General features: G+C 58.7%; 9 protein-coding genes and 1 pseudogene. 9 read left to right on the top strand and 1 reads right to left on the bottom strand.

Annotation, left to right across the window (positions count from 1 at the left end; translation table 11 throughout):
* A partial coding sequence (locus ABIC75_RS22870) for a response regulator (protein WP_354016195.1) occupies positions 1 to 187 on the bottom strand: 187 nt, incomplete at its 3' end.
* A gap of 6 nt (positions 188 to 193) precedes the next feature.
* Here ABIC75_RS22870 and ABIC75_RS22875 point away from each other — a divergent pair.
* The 9 genes and pseudogenes from ABIC75_RS22875 to ABIC75_RS22920 form a co-directional block, all read left to right on the top strand.
* Entirely contained in the window at positions 194 to 1360 is a 1167-nt protein-coding gene (locus ABIC75_RS22875; RefSeq protein ID WP_354016196.1) for a TonB-dependent receptor domain-containing protein, read from the top strand.
* 620 nt (positions 1361 to 1980) lie between these two features.
* Positions 1981 to 3261, top strand: a complete 1281-nt coding sequence (locus ABIC75_RS22880) for an HlyD family secretion protein (RefSeq protein ID WP_354016197.1) — start codon at positions 1981 to 1983, stop codon at positions 3259 to 3261.
* On the top strand, positions 3254 to 5392 hold the full coding sequence (locus tag ABIC75_RS22885) for a peptidase domain-containing ABC transporter (protein WP_354016198.1): 2139 nt from the start codon (positions 3254 to 3256) through the stop codon (positions 5390 to 5392). Before ABIC75_RS22880 ends, ABIC75_RS22885 begins: the two co-directional genes overlap by 8 nt.
* 78 nt (positions 5393 to 5470) lie before the next feature.
* Entirely contained in the window at positions 5471 to 5641 is a 171-nt protein-coding gene (locus tag ABIC75_RS22890) for a hypothetical protein (RefSeq protein WP_354016199.1), read from the top strand.
* A 64-nt stretch (positions 5642 to 5705) separates the two neighbouring features.
* Positions 5706 to 6764, top strand: a complete 1059-nt coding sequence (locus ABIC75_RS22895) for a rhomboid family intramembrane serine protease (RefSeq protein WP_354016200.1) — start codon at positions 5706 to 5708, stop codon at positions 6762 to 6764.
* A 169-nt stretch (positions 6765 to 6933) separates the two neighbouring features.
* Positions 6934 to 8052: a membrane protein insertase YidC gene (gene yidC, locus ABIC75_RS22900; protein WP_436407974.1), complete on the top strand. Its 1119-nt coding sequence runs from the start codon at positions 6934 to 6936 to the stop codon at positions 8050 to 8052.
* Entirely contained in the window at positions 8028 to 8570 is a 543-nt protein-coding gene (yidC, locus tag ABIC75_RS22910) for a membrane protein insertase YidC (protein WP_436407975.1), read from the top strand. The genes yidC (ABIC75_RS22900) and yidC (ABIC75_RS22910) overlap by 25 nt, the downstream gene beginning before the upstream one ends.
* Positions 8571 to 8867: 297 nt before the next feature.
* Positions 8868 to 11528 (top strand): M16 family metallopeptidase, encoded by a 2661-nt coding sequence (locus ABIC75_RS22915; protein WP_354016201.1) that lies wholly within the window; start codon positions 8868 to 8870, stop codon positions 11526 to 11528.
* Positions 11529 to 11666: 138 nt separating this feature from the next.
* Positions 11667 to 11866, top strand: a pseudogene (locus tag ABIC75_RS22920) (transposase); the annotation flags it as partial.

An 11866-nucleotide genomic window follows, 5' to 3' on the forward strand; every position in this document is an offset into this window, starting at 1 on the left:
GTACCTGCGAGCCCCGGCGGCGAAGCTCGCGCAACGCGTCCAGGCCCTGGAGTTGGGGCATGGTGATATCGCTCACGATCACGTCGACCTCACCGTGGAGGGCATGCGCAAGGAGCGAGGCATGCTCGTGCACGATCACCACGCGGCGGGTCAGCGGAGCCAGCCCCTTGGCCAGCCCTTCGGCCACGCAACGATGTTCGTCTGCCAGCAGGAGGCGTGGCTTACGGGTCGTTGGGCGCGGGCGGTCGGTGACGGTTCTCATCGCTCAAGTGTGGCGCGACCCGACAAGGTATGGCACGCACGCGTGCGGCCGATACATCGATGTGTCTATAATGTTATCCATTGCTCCCCCGAGCAGGATCGGCGTATCGCGGGTCAACGCCTGCGCGGCACCGTGTCTAGCGCCGTGCGTGCCCCAAACATCGGCGAATTGTTCGGCGGCCAGTCGCAGAACTTCTCCACCATCACCGACCCGTGCTCCGTGAAGCAGTTGAAGAATGCGCCGAACCAGGCCGTGCGTACCGCCAACTGCGCGGCGCTGGGCATTCCTGCCGGCTGGACCGCCACCAATAGCGCCACGATCGCCGGTATTTCGGGCGGCAATCCGGATCTGAAGCCGGAACAGGGGCGCACCTGGACCGGTGGTATCGTCCTGACGCCTGAGTTCCTCCCCGGTTTCGGACTGACCGCCGACTACTGGAACATCAAGCTGACCAACGCCATTAGCGCACCCAGCGGAACCGATATCGCCAACCACTGCGTTGACTCCACCACCGGCATCAACAACGTGTATTGCGCCAATGCCCTGCGTGGTCCGGATCACGAGTTGAACTTCATCAACTCGATCAACCAGAACATCTCCTTGCTCAGCACCTCGGGCGTGGACCTGGGCGCTTACTACTCGCACGCTATCGGTGCGGGCAAGCTTACCTTCAATCTGGACGTGACCAAGGTCATCGCCTTCACCGAGCACCCGTTCCAGGATGATCCGACCAACACGGTGCAGGACAATGGCACGCTGGGTTTCCCGAGGTGGAAGGGCGTGCTGCGCACGTCCTACGCGATGAACCACTGGCTGATCAACTGGAACATGCGCTACTTCTCCTCGATGCTGCGCGTGAGCAACGAGAGCTATGCGTCCAACCCGTACCAGCTGACGCCGATCAGGGCGGGGGCTGGCTTCTTCAACGATGTGAAGGCCGGTTATACGTTCGGCAAGAGCGGCTGGCAGGGCTATGTCGGCATCACCAACGTGTTCGACCGCGATCCGCCGGTCAACATCTTCGGCAATACCTTCGGTGGCGGTCTCTACGATGCCATCGGTCGCGCCTACTACGCCGGTTTCAACTACAACTTCTAAGCCAGTGTGGCCGCCCAGCGACGGGAGGCGAAAGGGCCGGCGCAAGCCGGCCCTTTTTTTGTGCACGGCATCCATGCAACTGAAGCGGTGCCAAAGGCCTTTGTGCACGACGTCTTTGATGTGCTATCGCCGACTGATCGTGGGGTAGCCTTGGGTGAGCACTCCAATGCGCGGGCACTGAGCGTGCTCACGATGATCAACCATCCAGCCTACATGTCCGGTGCCGCGCGCCTGGGTGAGCGTGCCGATCGTGGTGACGCAGACTTCAGCGGTAGGCCAGCACCTGTCAACGATGCCCACGCACACCTGTTCACCCTCTCCCGGTCCAAACAAGATCGACCCCATTAAGCATCGTCTTATTGATTTGCTTTAATAGGTGAGGGATGGTTAAGTCGCAGCGTTTCAACGACTCCTTTGGTTGAAACGTCTGTGTTTGAGACGTGGAAGCCTGGCCGCCCTCCTATCGCACCTCCCTCCAGTAGGCGCGATAGGAAGGGCGGCCTTTTTTGTGGGGCATGACAAGGTCAAAAGGCGAGCGCATTTTGAGTCACGTCCTATTCCCTTGGACTCGCTATCAGCGCTACCTATGAATCAGCCAAGGCGGCGAGTCGGGGAAGGCGTTGGAGACAGGACGTTCGCTGTTCAGACAGGAAGTCATCCAAGCCCGTCACGAGGACTGGCTGGGTTCCATCATCGTCGCGGCACCGCTGTCGCGTTGGGTGATCACCGGCATGGCGGTGGCGCTTGCCATGACGCTGTTGCTGTTTCTCTTCTTCGGTCAGTACACGCGTCGCGAAACGGTGACCGGTCAGCTCCTGCCGAGTGCGGGACTGCTCACGATCACGGCGCCCAACGCGGGCACGCTCCGCCATCTGTCGGTGAAGGAGGGGCAAACCGTCAAGGCCGGCGATGCCCTGCTGGAACTGACCAGTGAACAAAACAGCGCCGCGCTGGGGGATACCCACGAGCTCGTCGGGCAACAGCTCGATGCCCAGCGCTCCGGCTTGCAGGCGGATCTGATCACGCAAGCCAGCGTGTCCGAGCAACAACGCGGCGCACTGCAAACCAAGATCACCTTGCTGCGGTCCCAGCTGACCCAGATCGACGGGCAGTTAGCCATTCAACAACACCAAGTCACCAGCAATCAGCAACTGTTGGATCGTATCCGGCCGCTCGCCGCCAAGGGCTACGTGTCGGTGATACAGATTCAGCAGCAGGAAACCGCCGTGCTCGATGCGCAGGCGCAGTACAAGACGCTGGTCCGCCAACAACTGGATACGCGCCAGCAACTGGAGGCCACCCAGCAGCAGTTGGCCCAGCTGCCCTTGGATGCCGCCAGCAAGCGCAACGACACCGAACGCCAGCTGGCCACCGTCCAGCAGTCCATCGCGCAGAACGAAGCGCAGCGCGCCGTGGTGCTGCGCGCGCCGCACGATGGTGTGGTGTCCACGGTGTTGTTGAAGGAAGGCCAGATGGCCACGGCAGGGCAGTCGCTGTTGTCCATCCTGCCCTCGGGCTCGCAGTTGCAGGCGCAACTGCTCGTGCCCAGTCGCGCCATCGGCTTCATCGAGCCGGGGCATCGGGTGGTGCTGCGCTACCAGGCGTTTCCTTATCAAAAGTTCGGTCAGCACTACGGCACGGTGAGCGAGATCTCCCGTAGCGCGCTCACGCCTGCCGAGGCCAGCGCCTTAACGGGCCAACAGGTCCAGGAGCCGCTGTACCGCATCGAGGTCACGCTGGATCGGCAACAGGTACTGGCGTACGGCACCACCGAACCGGTCAAGCCGGGCATGACGTTGGACGCCGATATCCTGATGGAGAAGCGGCGTTTGATCGAATGGGTGTTTGAACCGTTGTACGGCATCGGGCATCGTCTGCTGGGAGCGAGCCCCCATGGCTGACGGTACGGCGAACCCGGCGAGCGAGCGTCGGCCGAGCATTCGTGCGGCGCTGCAATGGGGATGGTCGCGTCCCTTGCCGATGATGCTGCAGACCGAAGCGGCGGAATGTGGTCTGGCCTGTCTGGCCATGGTGGCAAGTTATCACGGCCACGATGTCGACCTGGCGGGGTTGCGTCGCCGCTTCTCCACGTCGCTCAAAGGCGTGACCCTGGCCGGCGTCATGACCATGGCGGGGCAACTCGGCCTGGCCTGCCGCCCTCTGAAACTGGGGTTGGAGCATTTGGTGCAGCTCAAATGCCCCTGTCTGCTGCACTGGGACCTCACGCATTTTGTGGTCCTCAAAGCGGTCACCCGCGACGGTGTGGTGGTGCATGACCCGGCACAGGGCGTGCGTCGGCTGAGTCTGCGGGAGGTGTCCGAGCACTTCACGGGAGTCGCCCTGGAGTTGAGCCCGTCCGCTGACTTCGCGCCGATCACCGAGCGTCAGACTGTCTCGCTGCGCGCACTGACCGGTCGCGTCCGTGGTTTGGTGCCTGCGCTCGTCCAGATACTGCTGTTGGCGCTCGCCTTGGAGGTGCTGGCGCTCGCCACGCCCTTCTATCTGCAATGGGTGCTGGATCAGGTGCTGGTATCGGCCGATCACGACCTGCTCACCCTCCTGGGGCTGGGCTTCCTGGGCATCACGCTATTTTCGTCGCTGATCACCGCCGCACGGTCGTGGGCCGTCACCTGGCTGGGCGCCACCCTCAATGTGCAGTGGGCCAGCAATCTGTTTAGCCACCTCATGCGCCTGCCGCTGGACTGGTTCGAAAAGCGCCATGTGGGCGATGTGGTCTCCCGCTTCGGCTCGATCCAGACGATCCAGCGCACCCTCACCACGCAGTTTGTCGGCTCGTTGTTGGATGGCGTGATGTCGCTGGTGACATTGGTCGTCATGGGCTTTTACAGCATCAGCTTGACGTGCCTGGTGACGGGGCTGTTCGTGGTCTATGGGCTGGCGCGCTGGGCGTTCTTTCACCCGCTGCGCCGCGCCAACGAAGAGCAGATCGTCTATGCCGCGCGTCAGCAAAGCGAACTGCTGGAATCGATCCGAGGCGCCATGCCGATCAAGCTGGCGAACAAGCAAGAGGAGCGGCTGAGCCGCTATGCCAACGCGACGGTGGCCACCACCAATCGCGACATCGGCATTCAGCGGCTCACTATCGCCTTCACGCTGGGCAATCAGTTGATGTTCGGCATGGGCCGCGTGGCTCTGATTTGGTTGGCGGCCAGGCTCGCACTGGATAACCAGTTCTCGGCGGGCATGTTGATTGCGTTCATAGCTTACGCAGACCAATTCAACAGTCGCGCGGCTGGTTTGATAGACAAGGCCGTAGACTTTCGCATGCTGCGACTGCATGCCGAGCGCATTGCGGATATCGCACTAAGTACACCAGAGGCAACGAGGCAGGCTGCGTGGCAAGGCCCGCCACCGGAGGCGCGCCTTGAACTGTGTAACGTCAGCTTCCGATACGGCGACAACGAGCCGTGGGTGATCAAGGATTGCAGTTTGCGTCTCAATCCGGGCGAGTCCATCGCGATTACTGGCCCGAGCGGCTGCGGCAAAACCACGTTGGCGAAGATCATCTTGGGTCTGTTGGAGCCGGTTGAAGGCGAGGTACGTTTCGGTGGCATCGACATACGTAAGCTTGGCAGCAACACCTATCGCCAATGGGTTAGTGCGGTGATGCAAGAGGACCAGCTCTTTGCCGGCTCCATTGCCGACAACATCGCATTCTTCGATCCAATGGTGTCGATGGAAAAGGTTGTAGTGGCCGCACAGCTTGCGGCCATTCACGAAGACATCATGGCGATGCCGATGGGCTACCAAAGCCTTGTTGGCGACATGGGGGCCGCGCTTTCCGGCGGTCAACGCCAGCGCGTGATTCTCGCTCGAGCACTCTATCGAGAACCAAAATTAATGGTGCTTGATGAAGCGACCAGTCATTTGGACGTGCAGCGCGAGCAAGCAGTCAATACGTCCGTGAAGTCTCTAAATATGACGCGCATCGTTATTGCTCATCGCCCGGAAACTATCGCCGCCGCAGATAGAACTGTGGAGCTTAGAGAAAGTAGGTCTACAACGATTTAAAAGCACGATCTCATCGCCGATAAAGGGCGAACGCTAGCATGAGGGGCGCTTTCCCATGCAACTTAGGAGTAATAAACGATGCAGGAACTCAGTATGCAGGATGTGAACGAAGTGTCGGGTGCAGGCCTTTCCTTCTCTGAAGGTGGCGCAGCCATCATCGCTCTTGGCCTCTGCGGCACGGTTGCGACAGGTGGCTTTGGACTGCTCGTCGGTGGTGCCTGCCTCCTGGTTGGCTACTACCAGAACTAAGCCGTTCCAGAAAAGAGGTGCCCGTTCTCGGGCATCTCCCTGAACAACTACCTGTGAGCAACAAATGACCTGGCGTACTGACAGCGCATTTCCAAGAGCAAATGGCAAGTGGGCCTTTTGGCGACCCCCATTTGGAAAAGTAACTAGTGGCCAGGCCGAAGTCATAAAGGCCACTCGCCAGTGGAACCCATGGGATTCCATTCTGGTTTCCTCGCCAAGCTCCACGCACCTCCTTCCCCCGGTTTGCATTCCTGATTTAACAGTGACCACTCAAAAGAGGATGCTGCTGCAATACAAGCTGCTCCTTGGCTTGGTCGCTGCGATGCTCTTTGCCTCGTTTCTGTTCTACCTACATAAGCCAGTGCCCTATTTTATCAGGACATCGTTGGCAATGGTGGTGACATTACTATTCATTGCGGCACAGTATTTCATAGTATTCAGAACGCTGCCGGTGCTTCAGAGCACTGCGCGCTTCATTTCTTGGATGCATCTCCAAAGGACCTATGTGGTTCCTACTGTCATCTTTGTCATGATGGTGAGCGGATTGCTTGAGCTTGCCGGCATTCATGAGGCAGGTGGGTTCGAATCGTTCATATTGAAATACGGGCTGGTGTTCGACAAAGCGAAGATTGAACCCTGGCGATATTTTATCGGTCCGTTCTTTCATTCTGGCTTGCCCCATTGGGCTGGAAATACGGTTGCATTGGTGATTGCGGCCAGCATTACGTCTGTCATTTCAAAGCGAGCGACGACCCTTTGGGTGTTCTTGATTGGACTGATAATTCCCGTCTTCGTTGTCAGTTGCCTTCCAGCTAGTGCTCGCCTTGATGCGTTCGGTGGGGTTTCGGGTGGCATTCTATCGCTGTTTGGATGGCTGGCCGGGACAGCGCTGCGGTATCACAAGTGGTTTCCTCGGAACTTTTGGTTGATAGCCGTTCTATTTGCGTGGTTTCTGATTGTTCTTTCCGGTTTATTGAATCCAAGCACTAATGACGTGGTTCATGTGATCGGCTGGTTCCTTGGTGCGATTGTTGGGGGCGCGGGGATTGGCTTCTCCGTCACTGCCAGCAAACGTACTTACCACCCCTGTGGCTGGTTGCCTCCTCCTGTAAACCAGACTTGAAGTGGCCGCCACGGTTCATGAACGTGGTGGCCATTTCTAGCAGAAGCATTTCTTTGAGTTGCTGTGCGTAGCACAGCAACTTTTTATTTCCTTCGTGCAGTAGTTAGATGCGCAAACATGGCAGAGTTTCAATGCGATGCGGTAACTTTGTTCCTTCCTCTCCCTATCCTTGATTGTTGTCGGTTATCTACTATGGAATGCTTGGGAGAAGGATTACGCCCTTCAGCCGCAATCTGCGATAGCCGGCAGTGCGAACGAGAAAACAGCTATATCGGCAATCAGTAGGGCAGGTGCCGCCGCATTATCCCTCCCTCCCTCGGTTGAGCTAGGTACTACGAGCGAATCATCGGCGCAGTTGGTCACGCTGAGCACCGATCTGCTGCGCCTTACCGTAGATACCCGTAGCGGCAACGTAGTACGTTCGGAACTGCTTAAGTACCCGTTGGTACCGTGGACCAAGAAGGATTCTGACCCGACACCGGTGCGCCTGCTTAGTGATGAACGCGCGGACTACTTCGTTGCGCAGAGCGGTCTGGTGAGCACCCAAGGCAATGCGCCCCATCATCGCGCCATGTTCCATGCCTCGCGCACCAGCTACGCGCTGGCCCAGAATCAGGATGAATTAAAGGTGGACCTCAACTGGGCCGGTGCAGATGGGCTCAGGGTAACCAAGACCTATGTCTTGAGGCGTGGAAGCTACGTGGTTAACGTCAATCAGAAGATCGATAATGACGGTAGCGTCGCTTGGCAGGGCAATGCCTGCGAGCAACTACAGCGCGCGGCGCCTACACAACAGAAAACCTGGTGGCAAAATTTCAGCGATCCAGCCTCGCACAGCTTCTATGGCGCGGCGTGGTACAGCCCGGAAGACAAGCTTACCACCTTACCGTTCGCCGATTTCCAGAAGAATCCGCTCAATCACACCATCACGGGTGGCTGGGCGTCGATGCTGCAGCACTACTTCTTCGTGGCGTGGATTCCGTCCGTGCAAGACGCCAACGTCTACAGCACCAGTGTGATTAATCCAGAAGCCGCGCAGCCGACGTACCTGATTCGTGCGATCCTTCGCTCAATGTGGCGTCTGGCCAGAGCCTCATCACTGCGTCGCGCTTATACGTGGGTCCGAAACTGCAGGGAACGCTGGAACAAGTGGCGCCGGGTCTCGATCTTACCACCAACTACGGCTGGCTCACGATCGTGGCGCAGCCGCTGCACTGGCTACTGTCGCAGTTGCACGCAATCAGCGGCAACTGGGGCGTGGCGATTATCCTGCTTGTGCTGCTGCTGAAGGGCGCGCTGTGGAAGCTTACCGCCGCGCAGTTCCGCTCCGGCGCCAAAATGCGCAAGCTGCAGCCACGTGTTGCCGCTCTGAAGGAGCGTTACGGCGACGAAAAGATGAAGATGCAGCAGGCCATGATGGAGCTGTACAAGAAGGAGAAGGTCAACCCGATATCGGGTTGTATGCCGATTCTCGTCACATTCCCTGTATTCATCGGCTTGATGCGCGTCCTTTCTGAAAGCCTGGAACTACGACAAGCCTCGTTCATTGGGTGGATTCGTGATCTTTCTGCACCTGACCCATTCTTTGTACTTCCTTTGCTCTATGTGCTGATCATGTCGGCCACACAATGGCTATCGCCCGCGCCTATAGGCATGGACCCGGCGCAGCAGAAGATGATGAAAATAATGCCGTTGCTGTTCGCGGTCATGTTTGCCTTCTTTCCAGCAGGCACAGTGCTCTACTGGATCGTCAACGGAGGTGTATCGCTGCTCCAGCAATGGCTAATCACCAGGTACGAAAAATAAAATATGTTAGTTATACAAAATACGATATGTCGCGTTTGCCGTCATTGTTGTTGCCTAGCCTGGGAGCTACTCGGGAAATGGGAGTGAGGGAGCAGTTCCTCCTCATTTCGCACGCTCTGGAAATCCGATGATCGGGTAGCTGTCGTGGTCGCCGGCTCAGCTGATGTCGATCCACGGCGGCATGACGGGCACGCGCTCTAGGGCATGAATGCGAGTGTCCGATCCGTCGCAGCCTCACCTAAGACTAACAAGATCGCCGGGCTCTCAGGCCGGGCGCCCACCCTCACGGAGAATGAAGTGATCAAGAAGAAATTGCTGGTAGTTGCCATGGCGATGGTGGGTATTAGTCCCACATTTGCAGCAACGAGTAACGCTCAAATCGCGCGTGCTACTTTGAACAATGGGCTCCGTGTCGTGGTGGTAAGAAATGCATTGGCGCCGGTGGTGACCACGCAAGTGAACTATCTCGTCGGATCGGATGAAGCGCCGCCGAATGCCCCTGGCACAGCGCATGCCCTCGAAAACATGATGTTTCGTGGAAGCCCGGATCTATCCAAGGACCAGTTGGCGGCGATTGCGGCCAACATGGGCGGTGCGTTCAACGCGCAGACTATGCAAGGAAGCACGCAGTACTTCTTCGTGACGCCCTCGCAGGATTTAGATGTGGCACTGCATTTGGAGTCCCAGCGCATGCGTGGCATCAATGCCTCCGATGCCGAATGGGGCAAGGAGCGCGGTGCGATCAAGGAAGAGGTTGCACGCGACCTATCCAGCCCTGATTTCAAGTTTTACACGGAGATGTTAGGCGAGATGTTCGCTGGCACGCCGTACGCTCATTCACCGCTTGGAACGAAAGAATCTTTCGATCAAACGACGGCGGCGTCCATCAAGCAGTTTCACGACCAATGGTACGCCCACAATAACGCGGTGATGGTCATCGTTGGCGATGTCGACCCCGATGCGACACTGGCGAAGGTCAAGGCGGAATTCGGGGACATTCCGCAAAAGACTTTGCCCACCCGACCGGTGTTTCATTTTGACCTAGTAAAGGCCAAGACCGTGTCGTTACCGACCGATAGCCCGTACGGTTCGGTGTACTTGGCGTATCGCCTGCCCGGTGCGCAATCCAAGGACTACGCCACGGCAGTGGTGATGGCGGGCGCCTTGGGCTCGCAGCGTGCGGAACTCTTTGGTATGGGCATGGAGGGCAAGGCCCTCTTTGGCGGGTTTGCGATGAACCCCATGCCCGAGGCGGGCATTGGTCTGGCGGTTGGTATCTTCCCTGCCGGTGGCGACGCCAAGCCAGTGCTGAAGCGGATGCAGGACATTCTCATGGAGGCTGCCCAGAAGGGCATCGACCCGGCCTTGGTGGATGCTGCAAAGCGCAAGGCACTCGCAGATATGGAAACGAGCAAGAATTCCGTCGCAGGGCTTGCCAATGCCTGGTCCAGCGCTTTGGTTGTCAGTGGTGTGGAGTCGCCCGACGCCTTGGCGCGGGCGATCCGGGCGGTGACGCCCACCCAGGTGAACGCCATGGCAAAGGCGACGTTCGATCCTGCTCAGGCCATCACTGCCGTGCTGACGCCGGAAAAAAGCGGCCACCCAAGTCAGGCTAAGGGGATGATGGGTGCAGAGAGCTTTGCCAATGCGCCTGACAAAGCCGTGGCGCTGCCACCCTGGGCGGAGCAGGCGTTTGCCAAGTTGGAATTGCCCCAGTCCATGCTGCATCCCGCGTCCTACACGCTTCCCAATGGGCTGAAGCTCATTGTTCAGCCTGAATCGGTCAGCGATGTGGTTCAGGTCATAGGCCGGGTGCAGACGAACGCGGATATGCAAGCGGCCCCTGGACAGGATGGCGTCGATGCAGTGCTCAACGGCCTGTTCGCATTTGGCACCGAGCGACTTAATCGCCTGCAGTTCCAACAAGCCCTTGACATGATCAGTGCGCGGGAGGCGGCGGGTAAGACATTCTCCCTCAGCGTCCCGTCGACACACTTTGCCGATGGCATGGCCTTGCTGGCCGAGAATCAACTCCACCCCGCTCTTCCCGAACAGGCGTTTTCGCTCATTCAACGTCAGCAGGCGGGGCTTTGGGCGGGCGTGATCCAGTCCCCCGCTTTTCTTGATGAATTAGGTCTTTATAAGGCGCTGTTGCCCGCACACGACCCTCAATTGCGCTACGCCACGCCGGAAAGCGTGATGGGGCTGCGCTATGAGCAATTGAAGGCTTACTACCACCAGACCTTCCGGCCGGACATGACCACCTTGGTGGTGGTGGGCAATGTGGCACCGGAGCAGGTCAAGGCGGTGGTTGAAAAGACCTTCGGCCAGTGGCGGGCGCAGGCGGAGAAACCCGACGCGGACTATCCCGCTGTACCAGGGAACAAGCCGGCCGACCTGCACACACCCGATGCCAGCACCGTGCAAGACAGTGTGCGAATGGCGCAGATGATCGACGTTACATACAACGATCCCGCTCGCTATGCACTGACCCTCGGCAATCAGGTTCTGGGAGGCGGGTTCTACGCGTCTCGGTTGTATCGGGATCTGCGCGATACCACGGGGTTGGTATATACGGTGGACAGCACGTTTGATCTGGACAAGCGCCGTGGGCGCTACACCGTCTCGTTTGGTGCCGATCCAAGCAAGGTGCGCGAAGCACATGCCATTGTTCTTCGAGACATTCAGCAAATGCAGAGCGCACCCGCGTCGACGTCCGACTTGCAACGCGCCAAAGGTTTGCTGATTCGCCGGGCGTCGTTGGGCGAATCAAGCTTCGACAGCATCGGTAAACAGCTGCTGACCTACGCAGAGCGTGGCCAGCCTCTGGATGAAACGATGGTGGCGGCCAAGCACTATCTGGAGCTCTCAGCATCCGAAGTGCAGCAAGCCTACGCCAAGCATATTCGTTTGGACGGGTTCATCACGGCCGTCAAGGGGCCTACGCCCGCTCAGTGATCGACGGTGATACCGGTGGCCTCGCTGCAGGTAGCGGCGAGGCCCGCCGGAGTCAGGTGTGGTAATGTTGACTCCCCTTAAGCTCACTCCACCCATCACTAGAGGTCTCCGGGCAAACTAGCCCCATGGAGACCCCAAATGCGCAAGAGCAAGTTCACTGAGAGCCAGATCGTCACGACGTTGAAGTAGGTCTAAGGCGGCCGGCAGGTAAAGGATGTGCGCCGCGAGCTCGGCATTTCCGAAGCGACCTACTACGTGTGGAAGTCCAAGTACGGCGGCATGGGGGCCTCGGATGTGCAGCGCTTGCGGGACATCGAAGCGGAGCACGCCAAGCTCAA

Origin of the sequence: Dyella japonica (assembly GCF_040545895.1) — a bacterium.
Classification (GTDB): domain Bacteria; phylum Pseudomonadota; class Gammaproteobacteria; order Xanthomonadales; family Rhodanobacteraceae; genus Dyella; species Dyella japonica_D.

Coding starts and splice junctions, on each gene's coding strand:
- ABIC75_RS22895 (WP_354016200.1), top strand. CDS start 5,706: ATGACCTGGCGTACTGACAGCGCATTTCCAAGAGCAAATGGCAAGTGG.
- ABIC75_RS22885 (WP_354016198.1), top strand. CDS start 3,254: ATGGCTGACGGTACGGCGAACCCGGCGAGCGAGCGTCGGCCGAGCATT.
- ABIC75_RS22875 (WP_354016196.1), top strand. CDS start 194: ATGTTCGTCTGCCAGCAGGAGGCGTGGCTTACGGGTCGTTGGGCGCGG.
- ABIC75_RS22890 (WP_354016199.1), top strand. CDS start 5,471: ATGCAGGAACTCAGTATGCAGGATGTGAACGAAGTGTCGGGTGCAGGC.